This is a genomic window from Pectobacterium aquaticum (assembly GCF_003382565.3).
Taxonomy (GTDB): domain Bacteria; phylum Pseudomonadota; class Gammaproteobacteria; order Enterobacterales; family Enterobacteriaceae; genus Pectobacterium; species Pectobacterium aquaticum.
Window position 1 is genome coordinate 1,366,901 of record NZ_CP086253.1, and the last position, 26,982, is coordinate 1,393,882.

At 37.0% G+C, this 26,982-nt stretch carries 28 protein-coding genes and 2 pseudogenes; 19 read left to right on the top strand and 11 right to left on the bottom strand.

Annotated elements, in window-relative coordinates:
* Positions 1-1,185: 1,185 nt before the first annotated feature.
* The 4 genes from DMB82_RS06390 to DMB82_RS06405 all read left to right on the top strand — a co-directional run bounded on the left by DMB82_RS06390 (position 1,186) and on the right by DMB82_RS06405 (position 4,137).
* Positions 1,186-1,779, top strand: coding sequence for a hypothetical protein (locus DMB82_RS06390; protein ID WP_116164855.1), 594 nt, complete (start codon positions 1,186-1,188; stop codon positions 1,777-1,779).
* A 247-nt stretch (positions 1,780-2,026) separates the two neighbouring features.
* Complete coding sequence (locus DMB82_RS06395; RefSeq protein WP_228400054.1) at positions 2,027-2,236, top strand: hypothetical protein; 210 nt, start codon at positions 2,027-2,029, stop codon at positions 2,234-2,236.
* A 78-nt stretch (positions 2,237-2,314) separates the two neighbouring features.
* Positions 2,315-3,013, top strand: coding sequence for a hypothetical protein (locus tag DMB82_RS06400; protein WP_116164853.1), 699 nt, complete (start codon positions 2,315-2,317; stop codon positions 3,011-3,013).
* Positions 3,014-3,096: 83 nt separating this feature from the next.
* Positions 3,097-4,137, top strand: coding sequence for an IS630 family transposase (locus DMB82_RS06405; protein ID WP_228399992.1), 1,041 nt, complete (start codon positions 3,097-3,099; stop codon positions 4,135-4,137).
* Positions 4,138-4,455: 318 nt separating this feature from the next.
* Here the strand turns inward: DMB82_RS06405 and DMB82_RS06410 are convergent, their stop codons facing one another.
* On the bottom strand, positions 4,456-4,833 hold the full coding sequence (locus DMB82_RS06410) for a hypothetical protein (protein WP_116164293.1): 378 nt from the start codon (positions 4,831-4,833) through the stop codon (positions 4,456-4,458).
* Positions 4,834-5,492: 659 nt separating this feature from the next.
* On the opposite strand from DMB82_RS06410, the gene DMB82_RS06415 reads away from it, so the two are divergent.
* Together DMB82_RS06415 and DMB82_RS06420 are read left to right on the top strand one after the other, a co-directional pair.
* Entirely contained in the window at positions 5,493-6,047 is a 555-nt protein-coding gene (locus tag DMB82_RS06415) for a membrane lipoprotein lipid attachment site-containing protein (RefSeq protein WP_116164295.1), read from the top strand.
* A gap of 9 nt (positions 6,048-6,056) precedes the next feature.
* Complete coding sequence (locus DMB82_RS06420) at positions 6,057-6,332, top strand: hypothetical protein (RefSeq protein ID WP_116164297.1); 276 nt, start codon at positions 6,057-6,059, stop codon at positions 6,330-6,332.
* Positions 6,333-6,431: 99 nt separating this feature from the next.
* Here DMB82_RS06420 and DMB82_RS06425 read toward each other — a convergent pair whose 3' ends face one another.
* Together DMB82_RS06425 and DMB82_RS06430 are read right to left on the bottom strand one after the other, a co-directional pair.
* Positions 6,432-7,310, bottom strand: a complete 879-nt coding sequence (locus tag DMB82_RS06425) for a GIY-YIG nuclease family protein (RefSeq protein WP_167469175.1) — start codon at positions 7,308-7,310, stop codon at positions 6,432-6,434.
* 404 nt (positions 7,311-7,714) lie between these two features.
* A protein-coding gene (locus DMB82_RS06430; RefSeq protein ID WP_102119033.1) for an IS5 family transposase occupies positions 7,715-8,559 on the bottom strand; the annotation gives its coding sequence in 2 pieces (ribosomal slippage) (positions 7,715-8,214 and positions 8,214-8,559; 846 coding nt in all).
* A gap of 85 nt (positions 8,560-8,644) precedes the next feature.
* Between DMB82_RS06430 and DMB82_RS06435 the strand changes: the two genes are divergently transcribed.
* The 4 genes from DMB82_RS06435 to DMB82_RS06450 all read left to right on the top strand — a co-directional run bounded on the left by DMB82_RS06435 (position 8,645) and on the right by DMB82_RS06450 (position 11,138).
* Positions 8,645-8,914 carry a hypothetical protein gene (locus DMB82_RS06435; protein WP_116165062.1) on the top strand — a complete coding sequence of 90 codons (270 nt, stop codon included), beginning with the start codon at positions 8,645-8,647 and terminating at the stop codon, positions 8,912-8,914.
* Complete coding sequence (locus tag DMB82_RS06440; protein ID WP_116165060.1) at positions 8,911-9,672, top strand: hypothetical protein; 762 nt, start codon at positions 8,911-8,913, stop codon at positions 9,670-9,672. Before DMB82_RS06435 ends, DMB82_RS06440 begins: the two co-directional genes overlap by 4 nt.
* 42 nt (positions 9,673-9,714) lie before the next feature.
* Positions 9,715-10,020, top strand: coding sequence for a hypothetical protein (locus DMB82_RS06445; RefSeq protein ID WP_116165058.1), 306 nt, complete (start codon positions 9,715-9,717; stop codon positions 10,018-10,020).
* A gap of 239 nt (positions 10,021-10,259) precedes the next feature.
* Positions 10,260-11,138, top strand: coding sequence for a DUF2971 domain-containing protein (locus DMB82_RS06450; RefSeq protein WP_167469191.1), 879 nt, complete (start codon positions 10,260-10,262; stop codon positions 11,136-11,138).
* Between the two features lie 430 nt (positions 11,139-11,568).
* Here DMB82_RS06450 and DMB82_RS06455 read toward each other — a convergent pair whose 3' ends face one another.
* The 3 genes and pseudogenes from DMB82_RS06455 to DMB82_RS06465 all read right to left on the bottom strand — a co-directional run.
* Positions 11,569-12,186: an AbiU2 domain-containing protein gene (locus DMB82_RS06455; RefSeq protein ID WP_116165054.1), complete on the bottom strand. Its 618-nt coding sequence runs from the start codon at positions 12,184-12,186 to the stop codon at positions 11,569-11,571.
* Positions 12,167-12,631: a hypothetical protein gene (locus tag DMB82_RS06460; protein ID WP_116165052.1), complete on the bottom strand. Its 465-nt coding sequence runs from the start codon at positions 12,629-12,631 to the stop codon at positions 12,167-12,169. Before DMB82_RS06460 ends, DMB82_RS06455 begins: the two co-directional genes overlap by 20 nt.
* A gap of 421 nt (positions 12,632-13,052) precedes the next feature.
* Positions 13,053-13,640, bottom strand: a pseudogene (locus DMB82_RS06465) (MobQ family relaxase); the annotation flags it as partial.
* Between the two features lie 422 nt (positions 13,641-14,062).
* Between DMB82_RS06465 and DMB82_RS06470 the strand changes: the two are divergent.
* The 4 genes from DMB82_RS06470 (at position 14,063) to DMB82_RS06485 (ending at position 16,736) form a co-directional block, all read left to right on the top strand.
* The gene (locus tag DMB82_RS06470) at positions 14,063-14,449 is read left to right on the top strand and encodes a hypothetical protein (protein ID WP_116165050.1); all 387 of its coding nucleotides are present in this window, start codon (positions 14,063-14,065) and stop codon (positions 14,447-14,449) included.
* Positions 14,450-14,559: 110 nt separating this feature from the next.
* On the top strand, positions 14,560-15,063 hold the full coding sequence (locus DMB82_RS06475) for a hypothetical protein (protein WP_116165048.1): 504 nt from the start codon (positions 14,560-14,562) through the stop codon (positions 15,061-15,063).
* Positions 15,064-15,242: 179 nt separating this feature from the next.
* Positions 15,243-16,370 carry an ISAs1 family transposase gene (locus DMB82_RS06480; protein WP_116164942.1) on the top strand — a complete coding sequence of 376 codons (1,128 nt, stop codon included), beginning with the start codon at positions 15,243-15,245 and terminating at the stop codon, positions 16,368-16,370.
* 6 nt (positions 16,371-16,376) lie between these two features.
* Positions 16,377-16,736 carry a protein NO VEIN domain-containing protein gene (locus DMB82_RS06485; RefSeq protein WP_116164501.1) on the top strand — a complete coding sequence of 120 codons (360 nt, stop codon included), beginning with the start codon at positions 16,377-16,379 and terminating at the stop codon, positions 16,734-16,736.
* Positions 16,737-16,797: 61 nt separating this feature from the next.
* On the opposite strand, the gene mobQ is transcribed toward DMB82_RS06485, so the two are convergent.
* On the bottom strand, positions 16,798-18,213 hold the full coding sequence (gene mobQ / locus DMB82_RS06490) for a MobQ family relaxase (RefSeq protein WP_116164499.1): 1,416 nt from the start codon (positions 18,211-18,213) through the stop codon (positions 16,798-16,800).
* Between the two features lie 931 nt (positions 18,214-19,144).
* Here mobQ and DMB82_RS06495 point away from each other — a divergent pair.
* Complete coding sequence (locus tag DMB82_RS06495) at positions 19,145-20,539, top strand: hypothetical protein (RefSeq protein ID WP_228400055.1); 1,395 nt, start codon at positions 19,145-19,147, stop codon at positions 20,537-20,539.
* Between the two features lie 114 nt (positions 20,540-20,653).
* Positions 20,654-21,319, top strand: a complete 666-nt coding sequence (locus DMB82_RS06500) for a hypothetical protein (protein WP_116164495.1) — start codon at positions 20,654-20,656, stop codon at positions 21,317-21,319.
* A 30-nt stretch (positions 21,320-21,349) separates the two neighbouring features.
* Here the strand turns inward: DMB82_RS06500 and DMB82_RS06505 are convergent, their stop codons facing one another.
* Complete coding sequence (locus DMB82_RS06505; protein WP_116164493.1) at positions 21,350-21,574, bottom strand: hypothetical protein; 225 nt, start codon at positions 21,572-21,574, stop codon at positions 21,350-21,352.
* A 290-nt stretch (positions 21,575-21,864) separates the two neighbouring features.
* Between DMB82_RS06505 and DMB82_RS06510 the strand changes: the two genes are divergently transcribed.
* The 3 genes and pseudogenes from DMB82_RS06510 to DMB82_RS06520 all read left to right on the top strand — a co-directional run.
* The gene (locus DMB82_RS06510) at positions 21,865-22,122 is read left to right on the top strand and encodes a hypothetical protein (RefSeq protein ID WP_116164491.1); all 258 of its coding nucleotides are present in this window, start codon (positions 21,865-21,867) and stop codon (positions 22,120-22,122) included.
* On the top strand, positions 22,119-22,403 hold the full coding sequence (locus DMB82_RS06515) for a conjugal transfer protein TraD (RefSeq protein WP_116164489.1): 285 nt from the start codon (positions 22,119-22,121) through the stop codon (positions 22,401-22,403). Before DMB82_RS06510 ends, DMB82_RS06515 begins: the two co-directional genes overlap by 4 nt.
* A 192-nt stretch (positions 22,404-22,595) precedes the next feature.
* A pseudogene (locus DMB82_RS06520) lies at positions 22,596-23,042 on the top strand (transposase); the annotation flags it as partial.
* A 252-nt stretch (positions 23,043-23,294) separates the two neighbouring features.
* On the opposite strand, the gene DMB82_RS06525 reads toward DMB82_RS06520, so the two are convergent.
* The 3 genes from DMB82_RS06525 to DMB82_RS06535 are packed head-to-tail and all read right to left on the bottom strand — an operon-like array spanning position 23,295 to position 26,967.
* Positions 23,295-25,259 carry an AAA family ATPase gene (locus DMB82_RS06525; protein WP_116164487.1) on the bottom strand — a complete coding sequence of 655 codons (1,965 nt, stop codon included), beginning with the start codon at positions 25,257-25,259 and terminating at the stop codon, positions 23,295-23,297.
* Complete coding sequence (locus tag DMB82_RS06530; protein WP_116164485.1) at positions 25,256-25,762, bottom strand: ABC-three component system middle component 4; 507 nt, start codon at positions 25,760-25,762, stop codon at positions 25,256-25,258. The genes DMB82_RS06525 and DMB82_RS06530 overlap by 4 nt, the downstream gene beginning before the upstream one ends.
* A complete protein-coding gene (locus DMB82_RS06535; protein WP_116164483.1) occupies positions 25,759-26,967 on the bottom strand; it encodes an ABC-three component system protein in 1,209 nt (402 codons plus the stop codon). The genes DMB82_RS06530 and DMB82_RS06535 overlap by 4 nt, the downstream gene beginning before the upstream one ends.
* Positions 26,968-26,982: the final 15 nt, after the last annotated feature.

The window sequence follows — 26,982 nt, forward strand, 5'->3', positions numbered from 1 at the left end:
CGCCGCAATTCTCTATGGATAAATCCATCATTAACAGGGGCAAGCCCTGTTCCAGCAATGTGATTGTTTTGGACAATCACTTAGTGCTGCTTATCTGAATATAGTTTTCCTATGTGTTTAAGAGCAAATGCTATAGCCTTGATGAATTTCTAGTTAATATACTGACAAAGGGCGAAGCCATGAGCGAAAGCTCATAAGAAAGGATTTGTTTTTCAATATGAAGTTTTAATTAATTATAGGATAAATCTGGTATATATAATATCTTAAAAACTAAACCGTACATGAAGTCATAATATTAATCATACTATTTCTGCTTTATCGGCTATCGCCGAAATTCTTTATGGATAAATCCATTTCTAACAGGGATGAACCCTGTTCCAGCAATGTGATTGTTTTGGACAATCACTAAGTGCTGCTTCTTTAAATATAGTTTTCCTATACGTTTAAGAGCAAATGCTATATGTTATCGCGGTAATACTATGTTTAAACATAGGATCAAATTATTAACTTGATGATAAAACGATCTGAAACAGACCTTTCCCTCTTTCATCATCAATCATCGAAAAACACATTATCAATATAAAGATATTTATATCAGAGTTAGGGCGTAGCCGTGCTTATGAAAACAGGTTCATCGTTTTCGATAGCACATGAGCGTTAGCTCATAGAGGGCGGTGATTTTCAAAAAAAGGTTTTTAGTGAAATGAAAAGGAAAGCTGTGCAATAAATAATATAAGCTGTAATCCTCAATTAATAATTTTATGAATGATAAAACCCCTCATGGCGATCATAAAAATCGCCCGGTTTCTATTAATCCTCTTAAGTATTATTTCTTACTTCTTGCAAAATGAAATTAAGTAAAAATCACTCTGTAGCCCTTGCGGTATAAGGCTTATAACGAAAATAGGCGACTGACTGTACGGTCAGCGTTCCTGACTCTATAGTCAGTATTCCTGACTGCACGGTGCGCTTTCCTGACTTTGCAGTCAGTTTCTATGTCATTTTTTAGCTTAAAAACGATAGCATTCTAAACTACTAACGTTAGGGAAATTTAGATCTTGAAAAAATAAAACAGAATCCGATGATCTCTGTGGTAATCACTTTACTCTGAAGAGAGTAATAAATTTGATTTTGATAATAGATATATAATAATATATTTATATAATCATAATAAAATAGGCATATATGATCACAATAGAAAAATTATATCTGGTAATGGCAGGGACCATTTTTATAAAAAAAGAATCTCAAGGTAAAAACATCGGTTTTTTAAAAGTATTAGTGACTGTTATAGCGATTTATTTATTTTCCTTAAATGGAGTTGCCTATGCGAAAACAGATAAGGTTCAGTCTAATCATGAATTTTTAAATTTTAAAATTTCTTTCGTTGATTCATGTGACGGATCTGATCCATCTAAACCAGTTTATATTACTGCATCTACCTCTGGTGGTGATATTACTCCAATTCAATTTGATATTAAAAATGAAACATCATCTATTAGCGCAGTTTCTGCCATTCTTTATCCGAAAAGGCATAATGGATTATCAGATACAGTTGATGTTTTACTGAACTACACCATTACAAGCATTGATGGGATTCAAAAGGTTGGAGATCAAAATAGTATTGTTTATGCTGAAGCTCCCATTACATCACAGATAATGCAAAGAATAAACATTACTACTGAAAAATCGAAACCTGTTTCAATAGTCAGTGGTATTCCTTGTTCTGGACGGTCCAAAGAAAATTGGCGTTATAAGTTGACATTAGAACGTTTGTAAATGCGGATAATAATCTGGAAATTGATTCCTGAACTCAGCCAAGTCAGCGAAGAAACTGTAAGGTCGCTGCTGCCATAACCTGAAACCTATAACGGTCAGAATCCCAAAACGCCCGTTAGTGTTCTGGATGATGTGGTAGGGTGAAAACCAATGCTCCAGATGAGTCCATATTGATGAATGCGCTTGTCCCTGAAGATAACTTCTTATCTGAATTAATACCTTTGGCGGTATGGTGCTTCACACAGATATGGGCTATCCAGTTGCGGAATACAAAGGTACAGACATCAGAATAGCTATAGAGCCGATAAACCTTGCCTCTATGCGAGATCTGACCGATGGCTATGTGGTAATGTTCAGGAACGGTGAGTTCGAGCATGAGATGGAGGGCGATCTCTATGAGGTGTTATCTCAAACTGTTGATAGGCTGAAGATCGCTGTTGCGGTGCTTGAAAATTAATAGATTCCGTATATGTTCAAAGTTGAATTTTGTCATGTTATTATCTTATAAAAAATTAAAGACTAAATGGATAACATTATGAGAGAATATATTTTCAATCTTTATTATTTTGCTACTGACAATTTAATAACACATGTTGCAGCAGTTATTTATACGCATAGCGGTACCGATGAGCAAAAAAGAAAGTATTTACTCTCAAAAGTTGGAACTGACTTATCTATAGCTAAATATGGTGATATACCAACAATACTTAAAGATAAAGAAAATGGTATATCAATAGAAAGAATAAATTCTTTAATGAGGCTTGATAACCTAACATATATTTTTTCTGATTTACTTAAAGGATACGATGAGAATTCTTTTTTTGTAATAACACCAATTCAGAATGGCAATATAAACTATCAGTTTAGATTAGAAGATGAACCTTTGCGGCAGCATCATATTGATAAGTTTTTAGGCTTAGATTCTTTATCGAATAATGATTACCTTACAAAATATTATGTAAACGAAAAGTTTAATTTAACTCAGCTGTTATTTGATGATCATTTTGTTCCTATTCATCTTTTATTCAATCATGGGCATTATATTGCTAGTATTAAATTATTGTTGTCATTTATAGATACTATTGCTTGGATCGATATAGGTGAACATCATAATTTTATTAAATGGGTTAATCTGTATGCAGATTTAACTACTTTGGGAATTACTGCTGGTGAGTTATGGGAATTAAGAAATTCTCTATTACATATGTCTAATCTAAATAACTTCGCCAAATAGTAGATCACTTGAAGGGAACTCAGTCCGAGTTGTGCGATCTGATCAATCGCCAAATCAAAACAAATCACCAACCGGACTGAGCGATGCCGATCATAGCAGCAATCCCTGATGAAGAACGACGACTAATGCGTAAAGAAGCCCAACAGACACATGATAAAAATTACTCCAGACGACTCATCGCCATACTGATGCTGCATCGGGGAATGACTGTCACCGACGTTGCCAGACTGCTTTGTGCGGCCCGCTCATCCGTTGGAAGGTGGATAAATTGGTTTACTTTACATGGTGTTGAAGGACTAAAGAGCCTCAAAGCCGGACGAGCACCGCGCTGGCCAGTCGCTGATATCCTGCATATGCTACCGCTTCTTATTCAACGCTCTCCTCAGGATTTTGGCTGGCTGCGCTCCCGCTGGAGCACCGAGTTGTTGGCACTTATCGTTAACCGGCTTTTTAACGTGGCGCTGCATCCTTCCACGTTGCATCGCTATCTGAGACGAGCGGGCATTGTCTGGCGCAGAGCCGCGCCAACACTGAAAATCAAAGACCCAGATTATGAGGAAAAACGACTCGCCATCGAACAAGCGGTCTCTCGGAAACAAACAGAGCATCCCGTGTTTTATCAGGATGAAGTAGATATCGACCTGAACCCGAAAATCGGCGCGGACTGGATGCTCAAAGGGCAACAGAAACGTATTACTACGCCGGGACAGAACCAAAAGTATTATCTGGCAGGGGCACTGCATTCGGATACGGGACGAGTTCATTACGTTGGCGGCAGTAAAAAGTGTTCTGATTTATTTATCAATCTGTTAGAGACATTACGGCGGACATATCGGCGAGCGAAAACCATTACGCTGGTCGTTGATAATTACATCATTCATAAAAGCCACAAGGTGAAAAAGTGGCTGGGAAAAAATACGAAGTTCCGGTTGTTGTTCCTGCCCACGTATTCGCCGTGGCTGAATCCAATCGAGTTGCTGTGGTTGTCGTTACACGAAACGATAACGCGTAACCATCAGTGCCGGTATATGTGGCAGTTACTGGAACAGGTAAAATTATTTATGAATGCCGCTTCACCGTTCCCCGGCAATCAGCATGGTCTGGCTAAAGTGGAGCGGTATTAGGCGAAGCTATTTAGAGTCTAAGAAAGTTAAGAAAGGCGATGTGCGAAGAATTAGCCTTACAATACAACAGCGAGGTTCATTCGAAACAAAAACTATCGGCGATACAACCTATTTTAATTTAATAGATTTTATTTATATTATCGAGGATGCGATGATTAAATGGGTTGAAACTTATAATGAAGATAACATTAAAATAATTACTTTCATTGAGCGCTATGATACGATAGTTAGAAATTCATAGATCTTGAGTCTATTGATTTTCATTCATTGAGAGACCTACTTGAGCATAGGTCTCTTACATATTTAAATGGACATTAACTAATCCAACAACCCACGCGAAACCTTACTCGCTGTCTGACTGAAATTATATCGGTCAACAACATTCCCTTTAAACCAGATTTCAAGGGAGTTTATATGAGCGGTGTTGCTGTTCTTCAGTAGGGCCAGACCGGGAACGTAGTTCGATATCTGACTCTCGCCTGACATACTGGAGTAGGACCACATTTCCTGACCATCATTGCTGGCGCGTGTTTGAGGTTCACCGAATGCAGCCAAGATTTCCTGCTGGGTAGTTTTCCCTTTAACGATTTTGGTTTTAACGGTTTGTTGGGTTTCGTTTTTCAGGGATTTATTACCATAAGTCGTGCAGGCGGAAAGAGGCAGGATCACCAGTGCCGCAATAAGCAGTTTCTTCATATTAACTCCGATAAAACATAACAATAAAAAGTAGTGTGAGCGAGATTAAAAATCGTGTTGGTCATAAACCACTACAAGCCTGTTTCATTGATTACTGACGAACATGTGCCTCCACAGAAAATGGAAAAGCATTAGGTGAACGAGTAATTGAGTAAATTAATTGATTATCACGTTATTCCATATGAAACCTTGCCTGTGTATTTCCCCTGATGTGCATAATTGCCATTTCTTCCCCACAAAACAGCCTGTAGCGTGTTTCTTACCATCTGAAAGGAGTAAGCCTGAAGTATGTGGCAAATCGCTTTGTGAGCCTCTGGTTAACTCTATCTATCAGCGTCAGGTATGGCAAGTAAAATGATCGGTATATCAGATCGATAATTAATTATTGATAGATAATAGCGATTAAAATCGATTTATCGATCGATATTTTAATTGTTTTAATCGATCGATATAAAACTAATGATAGTTAATATCTATCATTATTTCAGTTTTGATCGTTACAAACGATATGACGGCCAGCAGAAATAATTGAAAGCTATCAATTGGTTAATGAGGTGACTGTGCTCTTATGTATCTGTCAGAACAAGCTGTAACGGATACCGGTAAACAGTCGCCTCCCTTAAATGACAGCGTTTTTGATTATCAGGATGGATAAGCAGATGAAGAAGATTTTGCTCGTTGCTGGCACGGCACTGGTTCTGGCGGGATGTGGTGAGAAAGGCGATTTTGAAAAAGTGATTAATGCGAAAATTTCAAAATCAAAGGTGTGCTACTCACTGCAAAACAATGATTTTGCGTTCAACAAAGATTTTCCAGTAAAGGTTAATCATGGCTACCGTTCTGCTGGATACAATGCAGGTGATGAAATCCTTAAAGGGCTTGTTGAACAGGGGCTTCTCACTGTTTCACAACAGGCGAATGGCTTTAGCAGTGTTGATGTATTAGAGATAACAGACAAAGGACAAGAGGTTGATTTCTGGAATCGTGAGGAAGGTGCCTGTGTCGGTCATCGTGTTGTTGCTGAGATCACCAATTGGACTGAACCGAGTGATGGCGCTGGCGCTAAAATCACACAAGTGACCTATACGTGGAAGCTCGATGGCGTTCCGGGCTGGGTTGATAAAAATGCGTTCTCTGGCGTTAAGGGGATGGCTGAACCAGAAGAAGCCAAAATTGTTCTGGTCAAGACCAATAACGGCTGGAAAGCTAACTAAGAGGGTATTATGGAAAACAAAACTATCCAGTGCCCTTTTTGTCTAAGGGAAAGCCAGCGCGGTGTTCATGTCTGCACCGGCTGTATGGCGACTGTTTTATATGGAACCTATCCGCAGTGGTATGCGCTTTTGGTTATCTTCCTTTCCTTTGGCCTGTCAATTCTGATAGGTATGTCTACAGGCATAGCTGGGACTACTATCAGTCTGCCAATCATTGCGGCTGTTGGGTTTATTGTCGGGAAAATTATATTTTCTGATAATGTTGTTTTCAGGCGGAGGATGTAGAGCTTTCCAATTTTAATGAACCACACCTGCTGAAATGGTGGTGTGGTTATATTAAATCCATTGGTTTCAATTTAATTTTTTAAAAATGACTGACCTGATCTATTTTTCTGTTTTGGTGACTTTTATGGTGTCAATAAAATAGCATGCAAATTCTGGATTAAACCCACGCAGTATCCAACAAGCAAATAACTTATTTTTATAATCGCTTGTATAAGGCCAACAGTTTATCATTATATTTCTCTCTATAATAATTTTTTTCAATTCATTAAAGTATAATATATTTTTATATGGATCATTCCTATGAATGCATACGAGGCTCCATAAATTTTTAGGAACCAACTCTGGTTTAGCATAGGTCATTATTTCTTCATATATTGAAGAAGGTATATGGTATTTTTTCAAATACTTTGATATTATGCTTTTACTTAAAATCTCGGTGGAGTTAAATCTCCCTCCTCTTACTTTTTCTATACCATAGCGGTTCATGTACTCGATTGTTTTAATATTTTCAATTCTATATACATAATTAATGTCATCGGATGAAAAAATTGTTTTTTCAACCAATCTTATTGGTTTGTATTTTTTTGTCCAATCAGAACCTCTTTTACCTATATGGTCTAATGTTCTGTTTTCCAAATTTGAAGTAATTCCTATATAATAATTCCCACCATCAAGTTCCCAAACATATATAAAATAATTCCTAAAAACTTTCTGCCAGAACCCTACATTCCCCACACCATACAATCGTGCATATTCATTTGCTTTATTTTTAACTAAAGAGGGGAGTTCATCTTCGGATCTTATATTTATATAATATGATTCTTTTACTCTTAATGGCTTATGCTGTCTTGTCCATGAACATTTCCCTTGATAATGTTTACTAAGTGATCGGCTTAAAAATTTTGTTACTCCAACATAATAACAATTATCTTCCAGTTCCAGTGTATACATAGTATAGGTTTTAATTTGTTTTTTCATCGCTCGTGTCATTATTAATAAAGAGTCTATAAATATATCGAGGTGTGCGCATCAATACGGAAAAACACTGGCTATGTCAATCGGGTCACAAAGATATGCGGGCGTTTTTTTATAAGGATAGACAGTCATAAACCATTTGTTCATCTTATTAATAATCTGTTGTTTTTCTTCTGCAGAAATCACATTATCCATAATTTTCGCTTCATTTTAAATGTATATTTACTGTTATACTATCTTTTCTCACTTATGCCAATGAATTATTTCTGTGAAATTGACATTTCATGATTAATTCATTATCTCCATATAAAGAAGATAAAAGGAGATGGGGAATGCATTTAGAAATAAGAATCGGTGATAAAAGGTTAATGGAGCCAGAATTTAAAATATTTACTAGGCCGTGTCCCTTAACTTAACAACCGTTTTAAAAATAACCTGATCGCTCCCAGTTTTAGCATACTCAGGTAGTTTCTGGCTGTTTTCTCCGAGCGGGTGGCAATACGGCGATTTTCTTTAAGTATCGCAAAGCAGCGCTCCACGACATTGCGTTTTTTGTACAGGCGCGTGTCGAGGGGGCGACGTCCGTCCTGACTGGCCTTCTCATTCGATTTAAACGGAATAACCGCTTTTATTCCTTTCATTTTCAAATGAATGCGAAGGTTTTTACCTGAATAACCCTTATCCGCCAGCACCGCTTTCGGACGTGATTTCAGGTGCCCGCTTTTTCGGATAATCCCGACCCGGTTGAGCAACCTTTCCGCGTATCGGCTTTCGTGGGCCTGTCCACCGCTCAGGCAAAAACTCAGTGGTAATCCTGTGCCATCTGTCGCCAGATGGATTTTGGTGCCAAAGCCGCCGCGAGAGCGACCCAGCCCATGGTCCTCGCATTCATCGGGATGTTTTTTTTCGCACCCGCGGCCGCTTTCAGGGCGCGAACGTTACTGCCATCCAGCGCGATAACATCCCAGTCAATCAGCGCTTTTTCATCCAGAATCTGGAGTAATTTATTGAAAATGCTGTTCATTATTCCGGCTTTAGACCACCGATTGAAGCGGTTGTAAATGGTTTTCCATTGACCATAACGCTCAGGTAAATCCCGCCAGGGTGCGCCAGAGCAAAGCACCCAAAATATGCCATTCATGACATGTCTGTGCGCAAAATAAGGACGCCCGCCTCGGGAAGAGCCTCTTTCAGGTGGCAGCATGGGAGAAATCAACGCCCAGGCGTCATCGGGAAAATCGTAACGAGCCAAATTAAAGGACTTTTTGTGGTGAAATCATGTCCCTGATTGTACAAAAAATAGTTACGGGACACACCCTAGTAACGATAATAAAACTTTGTTCTTTATCGCAATGAAAGTAGATGTCTATACAGAAGAGATGATAAAAAAAGAGATAAGTAATGATAAATTTAAAATTGAAATACAAGATGGATTAATTGGTCTGACTATAACTGATATGGTTTTCAGTTTCGATGTTAGAGAATTTTTACGGAACTACTTAATTAATCATGTTAGCGAACAGTTTTTAGTAGCTTTTGCTTTTCTTGACGAAGGTGATAAAATAAAAAAAGAAAACGTAAAAGCTATAAGGATGAAACATAGGTGAAAATTGAGGTAGTAAACGATAGTTTGTTTGATGCGTTTTTATATGATAAGTATCAGATAGTGTCAACAAATTCTGCTACTGATGAATATAAGCAAGATAGGTCATTGGATTATAAACGGCTGATTAAAACACTAAATGAAGACATTGACACTTTTCTTCCCTCAATAGATAAAACCATTCCTCTCATTTTCTACAGTTTATCAGCATGGACAAAGATGAAATCAAGAGCTAATGTTTTTATCCAAGATCCTAACCTGAAAACATTCTTAGGTAAGTTAACGACTTCATATCAAGCAGGAACAGAAAGTATTTATATCAGTAAGAACCTGTATGAAGATCAAAAGAAAGATAAAGAAGTTAATGAGCATGAAGTTTATAAATATCTATTGGCATCAGATTGTACACATGAAGAAGTTACAAACCTCATTATCTTACATGAGATAGGCCATGCTATCCATCATCAGTTGGAAAAAAGAGACGATTGCTTACTTGAACCAACAACAGCGGAAGCATCGTTCCTGAATCCGTTTGTTCAATTCAACGGAGAGTGTGTTGGAGGGATACCAACCGTAACCGCTATAGCTTACAAAGCGATAACAGAAGGGATTGCCGATCTATATAGCTGTATTCTTATAGATAGATTCTATGACTGTTCTCGCTCTGATGTGATTATTAATGCTTTGTATCAATACAGAGCCTCGCATAAAAATGAAAATTATTATTCAGATCGGAGTATTGAAAGTTACTTGAACCAATGAATCGGACGTGGCTTTAAAAACTTTGATGAAGCCTATAAATATATGTCGGCAACTATAGCTTATAATGCTGTGAAATATATTGGAGAAAACTTGCGTGATGGTAAACCTGAGTTGGGTCGTTTTTTAGGTGTGATTAATAAATTACATAGTTTAAATCACAACAGGTTAGATAAAACTGTCGAGACTATAAAGAACATTTATCCGTTCATGGATCATGTGATTTTTTATGCGGATAAAAAGAATCCTTTTAGCTACCATCCGGAACTGTTTGCCGAGGGTTGTAAGGCAGGAGATAAATGGATAAAGAAAAGAGCTAAAAATAATTCAAAAAAAGATAAAAGACATTAAAATAAATATTTCATTTAAAGACTCTGGATTTATGCAAGGGAATACTGATAGACGAAATCGAAAATAGAGTTAAGTTTAAAGAAAATCATTCAATTTTGTTATTATTTTTTCTATACCGAATAAACCGCAAGATGCTAGTTTTAGGTTTATTTGGTATAGAAATCAAAAACATGTTGAATCTGAATAAACCCCCATAGTAAAATAATAAATATTTTTCCTGAAGGTATATGGTGAATAGCATGTCATTGAGTGAAGTTGAAGAAACATGTTTATTTAGGTACAGGCATTTCAATAAAAACACTGCGAAAGAGATTCTTAATAAAGAAATATGGCATTCTGACGTTAAAAACTTGAATGATCCTTTTGAGTTTCCCATTATTTTAGATTGGAGTGAAATTGATAAAAAAGATAAAGTGTTATTAACAAAGTATGCGATGCATTTTGACTTTTTACCGATAGAGGAAATTGCGTATTACTGTTTTCATGATAAGTTGGATTTATTACATTCTATAATAGATAATAATCTTCGCAGTGCTAGCCTTGCAATGAAAGAATATTATGAATCTTTGTATGTCTGTTGCTTTAGTAAATCATTAAGAGACCCATTAATGTGGTCTCATTACTCGGATGGAATGAAAGGGCTTTGTATTGCTTATGATAAAAATATATTGAAAAAAACCAGTGAATATAAAAATCTCAAACCTGTCGTTTATAATAAAAAACCTATTGAGTTTTTATTTAAAGATTTCAGAGCCGATAAAGTTAGTGATGAGTTTAAATATTATGATGAAGTCCATAAGGAAAATAGAATAGCAGAACCTAGATTGATTAGACTGAATACATTTGAACATCTGTATCAAAAGCATGAACGCTGGGCCTATGAAGGTGAGGTTAGAAATATTGTGGACCTTGATATTCCTCGTTCTAAAAGAAAGGATGGTGCTTTAATAAAATATCCTTCCGATGCAATTAAGGCAATTTTAGTTGGTTGTAAGATGAAGAGGGTTCATCTTAAAATGGTTGGTAAGTATTGTATTCTAAATAGACTTCCTTTATACAAAGTGTCACCTAATAAAATAGATTATAGTATACTTATTGAGCCTTTATTCCAACCGTAATTGGCCTTTTAAGCTGGAAGTTTGTGGTACAAGATATTGGATACAATGTGATATGGACATTGTTCTTCCTATTCGCCTGTCTGCTGGCTTACCTCGATTGTGCTGGGAGTAAAACATATTCTGGTTATTCGGCATCGTCATCTGTACCGCAGTCGGATTATTTTAAGACGACCAAAGAATATGAGATGCAATCACAAATTGACTACGATATTGCTGTGAAAGGGCGGAGTGTACTATCTGACCCCAATCTGAGCATTGTTGAGCAACAGCGTTATCGAGATGCACTTTCGAAAAAAAAACCATTATCAGTAAAAGCGTATGGACTATATACATATTGTTGCATGATTTTTTATATTAACCATATGCTTATGGATGAGTCAATATTATATTCAATATATATTGGCTCTATTTCATTCAGGAGTTTGTGTTGTTAATTTTCTAAATTATTAGGGAGGTTTAGAGCATTTAAAAGATGGTAAGTAGAATCTTCAATAATTGGTGAGGAAAATAATAAACTATTTTCGTATCCAAACATATCGATAGATATTTCCCTAAATAAAGTCGTTAAGTCAAAAAGTAAATTCGATATATTATTTGGGGTTATATTTATATCATAATATAAAGAATTCCTGTCAACATTAGCCTCCCTGTGTGCGATTAGCTTGTTTCTTATTTCTTTAATTCCTTTGACTAATTTTTTGTGTTTTTTTAATCGATTGTCGATTTTTTCAATAATTTGATACTGATTGTTTTTTTCTAATATTTCCTTAAAGTGTCTAATCGAATAAATTTTCGGTTTTTTATCTGATGTGTTCTCGAAAAAACAGGCTATCTCAATAAACATCAATTTATACATACCACTAATTGTTGTTATGAAAAAATGTTTATATAGATTATTCTGAGTGGTTTCTTGCAATGCGTGATAATTTGTTTTCCCTTCAACACTAATAGATAAAGCTTTATACACTTGAAAGAAAGCTTTAGCTGAAGTTAAGTTGTCAATCATTATGTTGAAATGCTCTTCTAATTCATTGTTTTTTATGCACATTATCTTTCCTTTTGAAATATTCACCATAAATAGATAGTAAACTATTTATTATATCCTTTATATTCTTGCTATCCACATGATAGTTATTCCCACTAATAACTTCGTCGTCTAGTTTTGTGACACCAAGAGTGAATGACCTTTTTTTAATATTAACATCCCGTTTTTTTTCAAAATGCTTAGTTCTATTGCATAGCTCATTTATGATTTTATATTCTTCTTTTGCGTATATTTTAGAATGAAGGATTTGTTCTTGACTCCAGTTTTCAACAGGGAGTTGAATATAAGATTCATGTCCGTCGGAATATATCCATTCTCTAAGGTGGTTTAAAATAAATATAATGAAAAAAAGTGTCTCGTCATTGGGGGTTTTATTAAATGATTCAGTTTTATTTTTCAGTAACGTATATAAATCATTCGGGGTTTCTATGTCAAAGAACTCACTCATTGTAGTACCTATAAATGGAGTGTGATACTAATGTTATTGTAATCGACCTATAGACGCGAAACGTATGGGAGCAATATGATTTCTACTATTTTAACATTAATTAAAATATAATAAGTAAACTTGGCATCTGTATTTAATTAAATAAAATATCATCATTTCTTGATAATGGCTACAGTGGGTTTTCGTTTCAATATAACAATTAGTTATATGATCGGATGCATTGAGTTGATTTTTTAAAATAACTCATAACCTCTCTGTATCATTACAGTCATTATCTGTCTTTATAAACATTATGCGGTCTCAATTTAGGTACTGATTTTTTCCTATTCGCCGCTAAATAGCTTTGCGCATTGATGCTTCACTTCTTATCGTGCGAGGCCGCTGCTGGCGGGGTGCGTAATCTTCAGTAAGTGTAGCGCTATTATGCAAAGCTATTTAGTGTTGGGATGTAGTCAAGATCGTCATCAGGCTGGACTGCCTTAACCGGACGACTTGGAAAACGCCTGATCTCATCTGGTGTGGGACTATAAGTGTCACTGTTAAATCTGGCTCGTTTTTCAAACTCAGCGCGTGAAACATAGATGCCTCGAACCTCATCAAACACATAGTTTTCGGCAATACGCTTATCGTGGTCAGCATCAACGGAAACAGGAGCTGGTTTCTTCTTGGCCCAGACAAATTTTTCTCTTATATATTCCATTACCAGTAAAGTGAAACGCTTGAACACACCACTCTGACGAGGTTTAACCTGCTTTCTATTACTTTTAACAGGAGCGCGTTTGATAGCTCTGGCCGTTAAAGAGGATGGGGTTTTCAATTTAGTGCGTGTATGAGGTGCAGGGGTAACCAGAACAGGCTGTTGCTCTTCGGATGATGATGACTGCGAACCTGTTTCAGAGAACTCTGTTCGAGGTTGTATCTCAGGTAAGACGATTTCAACAGGCTCAGGAAGCTCGGACACGGTGAAACTTCTGAGGTCAACAACGATCTGAAGATCCAAATCTTTGAAGGGGAGATGTGATTTGCGTGATCCAAATCTGTGCATTATTGAACGACGGTGTTATAGAAAAGTAATTAATAAGAAATGAGGTTGTTTGATATCTGTAATGAACGTAAGAACGAAAAACTCTTGTTCTTACGTTTGCTAAAACAGTAAAAGTTGAGCTTAAGATTTTATATTTAATATAAACCATTTATCATCACCCTTCTCCAAGGCAGCCACCTTCTACAGTTCGGGGATTATACGTTCCCCATTTCATTTCAAAATTATATTCTGATAAAAAATTTATCAGAGCGATGATATGCTCCTGTGTAAGATTATCTATGATAAGATTCTTATCTCTATTGACATCATTAACCTCTATCCAGTACATTTATTATCCTTATTTTATTGATTAATAACAATGTTTAACATAGAAAGGACGAAAGTCAATGCCAGATTATAGAAAAAAATTAAATCTTCTAACGAGTAATGGACAAAGAGTATTTGTTCTTCAATGCAATAAATCAGAGAAAAAATCTGTAATTAAACGATATCATAATAATGGTAGTTTTAGCTGGTTGTCAGATCATGTAGCTGCAAAGCATCCGGATGGAAAGCCTAAAATACTTCACGTTCCTATTCCTGCTGAAGGTATTTATCAAATATATGGTCAGCCCGAATTAAGTGGGTTATATTGTGTTTATTCAAGTGTGAAGGGGCAGTTTTACTATTCAAAAATAAGTGAAGATGAAAAAATAATTTTAATAAATAGAAATAATAATGGCATTAGTTTTAGAGATACATTACTTACAATGAATAAGGACCCTCTTTTCTAACTCAATATGATAGCGAAACTGAATATCTTTATTAGCCAGTTTTTTCTGTATCTCATTATAAGCGATATATATATTGAAGAATTGAATTTTCTGGTGTGTTAGGAGGGATTATGGATAAAATTGCGTTTGTTAAAACAGGCTGGGCTACTTCTTATGATGGGGATCAGGTAGTAGGACGGCATGAGCATATAGAATCATATGATGAGGCTCATGAAAAATTTAACTTCAAACCATCAAAGGACGGACGATTTTATGCTTATATCCCACCTATGGGTGAGTATAAAGTACCGCCTAAACCTGATGTTAGTTCAAAGTGGCTAATAATATTTGTTGCAGCAAAAAACGGTAATGGACCATTAACCGTTGTTGGGTGGTACCGGAATGCACAATTTCACAATGATTACATCAGTCGGCCTGAATATGATCTGGATGAACTTGAATTAGATGTTCATGGTGGGAAATATAGTTATTGTATATCTACATGTGAAGCGTTTTTGATACCTAATCATCTCCGGGATATATCTATATCAGGGAAGCACTTCAAACGTTCACCAATTATTTATGTTAGAGGTGGTAAAAAAAATGATGCATGGAGACTTAGTTTGCTAGATTAGCTGAGTCAATTGTTTCAAAAAAAATTGACTATTCCGAGCTTAATTCACCCAATGTTTCGTTTCCTGACAAAGAGCATAGGGAACAGGGCAAGATCATGAACATTTTATAAACAAATTCAGAACGCTTTGACCTGCAGACCGAGTTGTGATCTTATACTCCCTTTTCCTGGGAGCCATCCATGCAGCTCGATGCCTTTTCTGAGTTCTTTTCCGAACTTCACGACCCGCGCCAATCCGCGAAAATATCCTATCCACTCTTCGACATTCTGTTCCTGACAGTTTGCGCTGTCATCGGTGGCTGCGAGGGCTGGGAAGATATTGAAGATTTCGGGCAAGCGCATAGTCGCTGGTTCCAGGATAAAGGATTGTTTCCAAATGGCTTACCCGTTCACGATACCATTGCTAGAGTGATGTCCAGCCTAGCTCCCGAGCAGTTTCAGGCCTGCTTCCTCAAGTGGATGCAAGCAGTCAACTCTCGTGCCAAGGGGGAGCTGATCGCCATTGATGGCAAGGTTCTGCGTAGTTCCTATAACCGGGACGACCGACAATCGACCATCCATATGGTCAGTGCATTTGCCAGCGCCAACAGCATGGTGCTCGGGCAAGTAAAAACAGACGAAAAATCCAATGAAATTAAAGCGATCCCTGAATTGCTGGCATTGCTCGATATGACGGGTTGCCTGATTTCGATTGATGCGATGGGTTGCCAGACTGAGATTGCCGCCCAGATTGTGGACAAGGGTGGCGACTATCTGTTGGCCGTCAAAGGCAATCAAGAAACCCTGCATCGCGCCGTTCGCAAGTCCCTTGCCCCTCTGATACGGGAAGGCAGTCATCAAGCCAAGATCGAACAATCACGAGGCCGGACAGAGCTCCGAGAATACCATGTGATGCCAGCAGGCGACATGGTAAAACAATTTTCTAGCTGGAAGGGCTTGAGCACGCTGGGCGTGGCGATTGGCTACCGCCGTGATAGCAAGGGCAACGAATCACTGGAATATCGCTATTACATCAGTTCAGCTGCGTTGACCGAAGAACAATTGGCCAAAGCCGTGCGCGGTCATTGGGGAATAGAAAATCAACTGCACTGGGTACTGGACGTCACGATGAAAGAAGATGCGTGCTCTATCTATCGTGGAGAAGCGGCTCAGATATTGGCAACAGTGAGGCATATGGCGCTGAATATGCTGCGAGCGGAGAAAGGCAAAACAGCCAGCATCAGACGCAAACAAAAGATAGCCGCGATGAATAGCGACTATCTGGAGCAAGTCATTGTGGCTGGAATTACAGCAGCGAGTGAAAAATGAACACTCATGCTCTCACCCTGGCATAGGGAAAAGGTTGAAAAAGCTGCTATTGAAAAAGCGTTTGAGGTTCTAAGTAAAAAATACGATGTTATTGATAGGCAGAAAGATGCTTGTGGTTATGACCTTTTAATTACTGATAAAATAACTAATGAACAACTTCTTGTAGAAGTTAAAGGAACTAGTAATGATAGGATGCATTTTTTTATGACAAGAAAAGAACTAGAGTTGAGCCATGATCCACGCTGGAGGTTATTTATGGTTAGCGATGCTTTGAATAGCAAAAAATACTCATTAATGAATAAATATGAGGTTAATAAAGTTTTCGATCTATCTCCCTTGGCGTGGGAAGGAACAACAAAAAATTAATAATTTATAGTAACATTGTGATTGTATATGTCATTTTTTTAAGTATATTAATATAAGTTACTTAATCTACTTTATAACCCGGCGGTTTCAACATTAGTGCAGGCGGTTTCCTGTCAGTCGCTAGCGTTGGTATGTAGTCAAGGTTACTATCAGGCTGTGATGCCTTAACCGGACGACTTGGAAAACGCCTTATCTCCTCCGTGGTTGGTTTGTAGTCATTACTGTTGAATCTGAGACGTTTTTCATACTCAGCGCGTGGCACATAGATGCCCTGAACCTCATCAAAGACATAGTTTTCAGCTATACGTTTATCGTGATCCGCATCAACGGAAACAGGAGCTGGTTTCTTCTTGGCCCAGACAAATTTTTCTCTTATATATCCTACTACCAGCAAAGTGAAGCGTTTAAAAATACCATCTGGACGGGGTTTAATCTGCCTTCTCTTACTTTTAACAGGAGCGCGTTTAACCGCTCTGGCTGTTGATGGGGATTTCAATTTGGTGCGTGTATGAGGCGCAGGGGCAACCAGAACAGGCTTTTGGTCTTCTGATGATGCTGACTGTGAACCTGTCTCAGAGAACTCTGTTCGAGGTTGTATTTCAGGTAAGACGATTTCAACAGGTTCAGGAAGCTGCGACACAGTAAAGCTTCTGAGGTCAACAACGATCTGAAGATCCAACTCTTTGAAGACACTATATGTGGTCTGTGCTTCCTGTTTCATCTCATCACGAACAGCCTGTTCAGCAGCACGTTTTTCCTGAACGCTTCGACTGTTCCACTTGGCACGATGAACACGCTGCATTGCCGGGCGGCTGGTTGCTGTTGCTTTGGCAAGCCATAGAGCTTTTTCTTCTGCATCCAAGGTAATAGCAGCATGTTCGAGTGCTTCATTATGTTGAGCCTCAATAGAACGATGATAAATACGTTCATTACTGCCAGCAGCAGTAAGATAGCGATTAGCAAGAGCAGACCACGCTTCACGCCACAGTATTACGTTTTTCTTGTCGTTCCAGCTTCTTTCTTTTTTACCAAAGCCATCAGCGGTGATCGGTTTTAATGTCAACATCACATGTGCATGGGGGTTTTGACCATCCAAATCGTGGAAGGCGATATCGGCAATCATTCCTTTATCAACGAAATTCTTCTGGCAGTATTCAACGACCAGTTTTATCTTTTCTTCATTATTCAGTTCACAGGGAATAGCCACATCAAAATAACGGGCTGTTTGACCGTCTTTCTGACGCTCAACCCTTTCCACTTCGTTCCACAATGCTGTCGAGCTTTCAACAATATGAGCAGGTGCGGAAACAGGTGCTAATATCAGATGATGGAATAAATCTGTTCGGTGGCTGAAATCGTAGGTATTGCCTGTGCGATCATCTGTTATTCTGCAACGTGCATGATAGGCTGCCTTCCTACAGGAAGACATACCCTCAGAACGTTTCACAATTTTAAACTCCAGATGAAATATCGCCATTAACTTATAGAACCTCAATATAAAATAAAACCAAAATATAAAACGCAACGATAACTATGCTGCCGTTAGTTTTTCGCAAGAAAAACTTCGGGATTGACGTTGACGTTGTTTCCGAAGGAAACGGTGTTAGCCTGCGGCAGGCAACCGTCGGTAGACCCCACACACTGCGTAGCAGTGTATAAGTGGGCATTGTTTTCTTAAAAAAAGAAACAATGTAAAAGCCTCTAATTAATTAATACGAAATATATTAATGCCTGTAAAACAAAACGCCGAATTAAGCGGCGCAATCTGGATAAACGGGCGAAGTATTCCGCGATATTAAAGTGATGGGTTTTTAAATGGCGTCCGAAGGACAAGGAGAGTGTTAATTTATCCCGCCGTAAGGTGGGAAAGCTCTAAAACAAGAAAATAGGTAAGTTTATCGGTGGTTTTCCTTGTTGCACAATTCACAGGTTAACTATGGAAATCAGGGTTAAATTTTAACAAGTGAAATGAAAAGCACTAATAAACAAAAATAAGTAACGCGGAGAGGTCGGGGTTTTAAGTACGAAGTTATTTTTCATACCCTGTTTGTAAACTTCGTTTTTGACCTGCTTTTATTCATTTTTCGATATCTGGTATAATCTGTTTAAGGTGAGTGAGCGCTAGCTAAAAACCATAATTGGATATATCTAAAATTAACAGGCAAGCCCTGTTCAGCATAGTGATTGTTGTAAACACTCACAAAGTGCTGCTTTTGACATAAATAAACATATCGAATAAAAAAATTAGCTATCACAAGAAGAGATGAAAGAGCGGATTACTAAAGTCCAAAATGCTGGAACGCCGTGGCTTATTTCATATACCGGCAGGCATTTGATATTTTGGGGTTGATTTTAGAGGTGAAAATTAGTTAGAGTTTATACAGTGATAGTGTGTATGGATATTTCTGATGACGATAGCTAAAGATAGTTTGAGTGGGGAAATTGTTCATGGAAACGATCTCAGAGGGATGGATGCATTTTATGTAAAGACAACTCAATATGAATGTCCTTATGAACAATGTCGGATCAAGGCAACGCCTTGTAGTTATACACCAGATAAAAAAAGACAGTCATATTTTAGATATGATAATGATCATAAAAATGGTTGTGGTATTCATGATCCAAAATATAATGATAAGCATAGTTCTAATGGTGAAAAGACGGAAAACTCGCCTCCTGCTCCTGTGATTTCACTGCTAAAACTCAGTGTTCCAGAAAGAAAAAAAAGTGATAGCCTTTCCAGAGGAGAGTATACAGCTCGCAATGAAGCTCAAGGTAATCACGAACATCCTGTCTCGTCGTCCAGTATCAAACCAATAGTTGATTATTATATTAGTAATATCAATCGTGATGAGTATCTTTCAATACCTCCATATGGAAAAAGAAGCTATAAAACTACATTTCAGCAGATACTTTTCAAGGATAGAATTCGTTATATAAAACCAGCTATATATTTTGGGAAAGTTCAATCCAATCTAACTGTAGACCGCAATTCAGATAAATATATCTTGAATTTTTTGGCTAGAGATAAACAAACAAAGCAGCCTTTTAGGCTGGAAATTGATGTGTCTGGATGGAATGATAGCCAAAAAGATGTTTTTTATAAGGAATTGGAAAAGCAAAGATCAAAAGCTGAAATATACCGTAAAGGGCTTAAAACTAACAAGACAGCAGAAAGGTTTTTAACCATATTTTTTTGGGGGGTGCCTGATGTAGATGACAGATTTTTATTTAAAACGGATCATTTTAAATTAGTGTATGTTATTTTTTTAGGTAAAATTGATGTCTCATATAACGATACTAATTACATTATTGAACCTGTGGTTGATAATATCTGTATCGGAAATGAATGCAAACCATTTGTTCTGGTTAATAATTCTCTGCCAGAGCCAGAGCCAGAGCCAGAGCCAGAGCCAGAGCCAGAGCCAGAGCCAGAGCCAGAGCCAGAGCCAGAGCCAGAGCCAGAGCCAGAGCCAGAGCCAGAGCCAGAGCCAGAGCCAGAGCCAGAGCCAGAGCCAGAGCCAGAGCCAGAGCCAGAGCCAGAGCCAGAGCCAGAGCCAGAGCCAGAGCCAGAGCCAGAGCCAGAGCCAGAGCCAGAGCCAGAGCCAGAGCCAGAGCCAGAGCCAGAGCCAGAGCCAGAGCCAGAGCCAGAGCCAGAGCCAGAGCCAGAGCCAGAGCCAGAGCCAGAGCCAGAGCCAGAGCCAGAGCCAGAGCCAGTTATAAAAAAAGCAAACACTTTAACAAGGAGTATCAATAGAGTGTTGAGATTATCTACCATAATAATGGGTATTTGGCGGCGATGATATTTATGGCTGGAGAACTATTATTGCCTTAAATAATAGCTCTCCAAGTTTTGACAAAAGTAAATTTATATAATAAAGGGATGTGACATATAAAAATAAAAAGGAGATAACAACATGTTGCCATTTACCAACGATATTTTTAGATCATTAATGAATGTTCTAAAAAAACATAATATATCAGCATATGAAATAAGAGATTTACTCGACCGAACATTGCTGTTCTATGCAAGAACACGAGATGATGTAGAACAATTAATAGATCTTGGCGTTGATATTAATCATCAAGATAAGCTTGGGCATACTGCGCTATTTCATGTCAGTTCAGAAGAAGTGATTAATGCCTTAATTGAACACGGAATAGATGTAGACAGAAAAGATAATGAAGGTCGTCATGTTTTAGCAACTTATGGATTTTTTAATTATCATGATACTTTTCTGAAGTATGCGGATAGATTTAAAGAGAAGCATATTATTATTGACTCTCTATATTGTAATCAATTGGAAAACATACCATCTGCATTGAAATTACTTCACGATAATGGATTTAAAATAACGTTGAGTAGATTTGTTGAGATTGAGCATGATCCTGAAAAAGAAAGCTCAGATCATTTCATTCAGTATAAAAAAAAGTATACTAATGTATTGGATGCATTAAAAGAATATTGTTATTTATCTACTTTTCATGAGCTTCAGCAGGATTTTATTTGTAGAGTATATGGTAATGATAAAGTGAAACTGTTGAGCTATAGAGACTTTCGTGAAATTATTGAAAGTATGTGATTTTTTCCCCTGACTCATCAGGGGAATATTTTAGGATTTTCGTCTTTTAGGTGTAGACTTCAATTTTACACTTTCCAAGTGCTCATGCTCAAGAGCGTTTGCTCTTGATTTAGCCTCAATAAATCCTTCAAGGTCTTCACCTATGAGAAAATGACCTGCGTCGTGATCAAAAATTTCAAAACTTACCCTGAGTGTTTTTCCTTTTTCATCAACGGTGATTTTTTTGACAGGCTCATAACGTTTGCTTGTTGTCATAGAATATCCTTTCTATATAAAGAGTGCTCTGCCTAAAAATTATACTCCATTAATACTATTTTTGCAATTTTCCATTTTAATAAAAATAAAGTAAATAATAATAGCAGTGAAAAAAGGAATAACAATGAATCCTGATAAACTTGATGACACTGCATTAGTCTTAATGTGAGTTAATGCAATGATGTCGGTATTAATATCCATCTTATGATTTTTTAAATAAAATCATCTTCCTGTATTGATAATTATCAAAAATGTGTTAAAGGATAATATATAAAAAACAAGGAGGTGTAATGTATAAAAATAATGATGAAGCCATCGATTGGGAAGCTAAAAGGCTTCTTGATGATGGAATCTATACCGATACGGAACAAGCCTATTTAGAAGCAGAAAAGATAGTAATCAATATTAGGGAGCAAGCAAAGCAGCGCCAGATAAAGCAACAATTTAAATTGAAGATTAAGTCAATCAAGAAAAAAATTGGTAATGGTTATGATTATGCGGATGTCCCTTATGCCAACAAGAAAAAACATTGGGGAGAACATAAATGACCAGAAAGGATATAAAACAACAAATTGCTTCAGCACAGGAACGCTTATACTTCTTGGAAGCTAAAAAGAAACAGCAAACGAAAAAAGAAAACACCCGCCAGAAAATTATTTTCGGTGCAGAGGTTGCCAAAGTCTTAGGATGTGATATTGGTTATGTAGATAAAGAATTAGTCTTTGGGGTTCTGCTTAACATATCTAATCTATCTGAGCGTGATATTGAAGGGTATAGAGCACAGGGCCAAGTCTATATCGAAAATGTTATAAATAAATCCAAATGTTAATTATTTTTTTCACGTCCGAACGGTGAACCGGCCTAAAACTTGTTTTTAGGTCGGTGAGCTGTTGAGCAAGCCCTAGAGGGCGCGGTAGCTTATCTAGGGTATTAGGCGTGGCAGAATATGGGAGGGTGTAATTAAAATTGTGTAATTGCCTGTTTTTGATATGTTCACTCCAACAGCGGAGACAGGCAAAGTATGGACGAAAAGAAACTTAAAGCCCTTGCGGCTGAACTGGCTAAAGGCCTTAAAACGCAGGCAGACCTCAATGCGTTTTCACGTATGCTGACGAAACTCACCGTCGAAACGGCGCTCAATGCCGAACTCACCGACCATCTCGGATACGAGAAAAACGCCCCTAAATCAGGCTCCAATACCCGTAACGGCTACTCGTCAAAAACGCTGCTTTGCGATGACGGCGAGATTGAACTCAGCACGCCGCGTGACCGCGAAAATACCTTTGAGCCGCAACTGATAAAGAAAAATCAGACACGTATCACCCAGATGGACAGCCAGATTTTATCCCTGTATGCCAAAGGCATGACGACCCGTGAAATCGTCGCTACGTTCCGGGAAATGTACGATGCGGATGTGTCACCCACACTGATATCCAAAGTCACTGATGCAGTTAAAGAGCAGGTGACCGCCTGAGCGCTCACCTTTAATAGGGTGGCAGTTACACAGAATTACGTACACCCTCGAATATGGCTGTCTACTCTGAGCGAGCAGCAGACGTTTTTCACATAAAGTGATGCCGAATAATTTCTAAAGTGAATAATGTGTTTTGTCTGGACACTTACACCGTCATCGATTTTTGGGAGGGATGACCACAAACAGCCCAATCTGAGCAATACACTAATAATTCGTATTAATTATGCCCCTTAATTGGGGGCACATTTAGATATCATCTATTAATCCTTTAAGTAAACCATTTTCTCCGGTCGAACTGTACTGAGCAACAGTTCTTTCTTTGAGCCAATCAGCTAACACCGTAGGCACGTCATTATCAACTACGATTATTTGGCACGGAATTTTTTTATTTTCGGCTAGGTTACAAAGTTCGATTAAGGCACTGAAGACCAATTCATATTTCTTAGGATCAGATGTTCCTTCTATTACATCCTCTTTCGCGTCAGTACCAGAAAGATACTGTTGCTTCGTATTCTTCCCCAAATATTTACCCACAGTATCTAATAACAAAAACTTAGGGTGATTGATATTATTGAATATAGAGTATTTAAGTATGGATGTCATATATCCAATTGTAATCAATGTCCTAAGACCTCCAGAGGTGATTTTGAAATAATCCCTACCTCTTACAACTGCAGAATATGTAGTTGAATGTATGGAGATGCCAGTCCTATTTTTAATATTAACATGCTCAAGGAACTCACTGAGATTATCCCCTAAATTAGATAAAACCCCAGTAATGTCAGGTGCTTCACTACGCATTCTTTCCAGTTCATCTTGCAGTTTTATCAGATTATCTTTCAGCCTGCTCTGCGCATTAAGAATTTCTTCTTGATGATTTCTTATTCTTAAACTCGATACTAAATTAGCTCTTCTATTCTTCAGGTCATTTGCTTCTTTTAAGAATGCATCTCGCTGAGTTAAGAATGGAGTTATCATATCCTTTGTTTCAGTATCAATCATAGATGCCGATTTATTCAAATCTTCTTCAAGAGAAACTCTGACCTTATTCAGCACAACTTGCTCATCGGCAAGAGAAAATATCAGTTCTTCAATTGATTTAACTCTTCGAATTAGAGAGCTTAATTCTTCATCAAGTTTTTCGGGTTTTGATCTGTTCAAGCTATCTACATCTTTAATATTAATAACATTATCACAAATAGGGCAATTACATTTCAATTCATTAATCTTTCCAATCTTTGAATTGGCCAAGTGTATCGCTTGTATTTTGGATATGTCATTTTTATAATCGTTTTTTAGACGAATATACTGTTCTTGCTTGGTTGATAGTTCCGATAATTTTTTAATGGTTAATTTAAGTTTAAGATTAAACTCAGTATGAAATGCTTTAAGTTCCTTGTATGTTTCAGAATTCGAAGTCATGTTCTGATTAAGAGTATTAATAGCCTCAGTAATTTCTTCAAGTGAAATATCACAAGAATTTATTTCATCATCAATTGATGAAACTGACTCATAACCAGTTTCACGTAAAAAATCAGACACATTTTCATATTTTTTTGATAGCTTATTTAGCTGAGTATTCTTATCGGATATTTGAGATTCTAAATCAGAAATATCAGCATCAAAGACATTAAATATATATTTAAATACTTCCTTAACATGAGCATATCTTGTCCATTCGGTTAAATGTAGTAGAGATTTACTACCCATGTCGTCTTGATCTACATAACAGAATCTCATTAAATCCCTAAAACTTAACCGCCTGAATTTTGAACTATCTTGTGTAGGTGATACTTTAAGTTTGAGTTTTGGGAAGTTTAATAAATCCATTAAGTAATCTGAAAAGAAACCATCCGGGCCGGGTTTTGAATTAAATTTTGGTGCGAATTTTTTCGGTACATGATTTGATATATCATGAAAATGACAATTATAAGTGTCAATTAACTCATTAGGATTGAATATATTCCGCACTATTGTGCAAGCTTCATCATTAATTGTTAGCTCTAAGGCTGCATATTCAAGAGAAGTTAGCATTTCATCGGCAAGTTCAATGTTACCACTACCGAGCAAATAATTTACAAATTCCAAAATACTGGATTTTCCTGTATCAGAATCTCCATGAATGACGTTCAACCCATCTTCAAAACTCACGGAATAATTTTTCCGGCTTCCCACCAAGATTAATCTATCAATCCGTAGATAAGATGTCATTCTGCCTCCGTGAAAACATTATTTAGAATTTTATAAAGTTTACTAGCGCTTAATGATTTTAAAGAGGAAACTCCATCAATATATAAATGTATCTGATCATAATATCCACCTACTAACGACTCTGCAAAACTCAATCCAGACTCTGATAATTCCAAAAAGGTAACATCTTCAATCTTTTTTACAGTTAAGAAACCTAGAGCTGACATATTAATTAATATTTCTTTAATTTTTTCTTTCGAGAACAGGATATCAACATTGATTGACATGCTTTTTATTGTATATATTTGAGTTATATCAATTGAAGGCGCTTTTTTACCCGCTAATATCATGACCCTCTCTATCTTTGATGGGTTTTTTATTAGATACATAAAAATCTTGGCTTTGTCTATATCCAAAGTTGGTTTACCAAGTTTGTTCTTCCCTAGTAAATGTAAGATCTTTGAGAAAATAGCCAAATTTAAGGATAGCTCTTCATCCAAGGGAATATATGGTAATGCATTCATTTCTTACCCTTAAGAATACTCAGAGATTCCACTGTTGTATCCGCTGACCAAATAACATCTCTATTCAATTTATTAGCTAACTGATGAAGCATTCCTTTCTTGTGCAAACTATCTAAATTAGATAAAACAGTTGATAGTTCTTTTTTATCTTCTTGATCAATTTTACTATGTATTGATGCAACTAACTGATCTGAGGACAATCGATTGGATAATGCTAATTGGTATTGTGTTTGATAGAGACTTTTAATTTGTCTGTAAATTTTACCCAATAGATTTCTGTCATAATCACTTGTAAATAAATTACGTGCCAATTCAGCATTATAATAATATTCTTTGGCGTGATTAGTAAAATCATTATGCACATCGGCAAGCATTAACTTTAAAACAAAAAACTCATTGTCATATTGGTTTTCGTCAATAAACTCTGCCTGTGTAAGTCGATCAGACTCTTCGTTGGAAATCTCAATTATGAATTTTTTGACCACAGCATATACATTGTTTTCAATGCTTTCTGGTTTGCAAATTGATTGATGATCTTCATTCACTGCAATGTAGTCTTTTTCTTGAATATGCAATGGCAATGCACTTTGTTTCTTAACTATATTATCGTTAGTGCCATAAACAAATTTTGCCTTAGGCAGATTATTAGCATTAAGCCAATCGCGATTTAAAGCATCTGTCTCATTGCTAAAGACACTTAAGTCTGAAATTTGAATATTCTTAGTAACTAAAGATGACATGATATTTGCAATGGTCGAGCCAAAATGAGGAACAGCTAAAGAAATGAACCCCTTAATGTTTCTTGAACGCTCGTAGTTGATCAGTTTGAGGATACAAGACTTTGCAATCAAGCCCCCCATACTATGCGCTATAATTATGATGTTATTGTACTGACCTAAATGTAAGTCCATCTCTGTAACTAAAAGTTGAGATATTTCACTTACAGGAAGGTTAATTTCTCTCTTCTTAGTATTATTGAAAAGTCTTCGTAACATTCCTGTTTTATTACCGAATAAATTGGTAAAATTAGTGAAGTATTCAAAACAAGCAATATCGTAATTTTCCAACTCGATATCACCGCAGAGCAAAATAGGAAACGAAATAGACTTATTAAATGACCACGTATCGCTTCCACCTTTAAGTCCATGTATAAAAAGAACTAAGCTATCTGTGCCATTTTTTCTTTTCCACTCTAACATGCTCATCTGTTCTAATCCCTT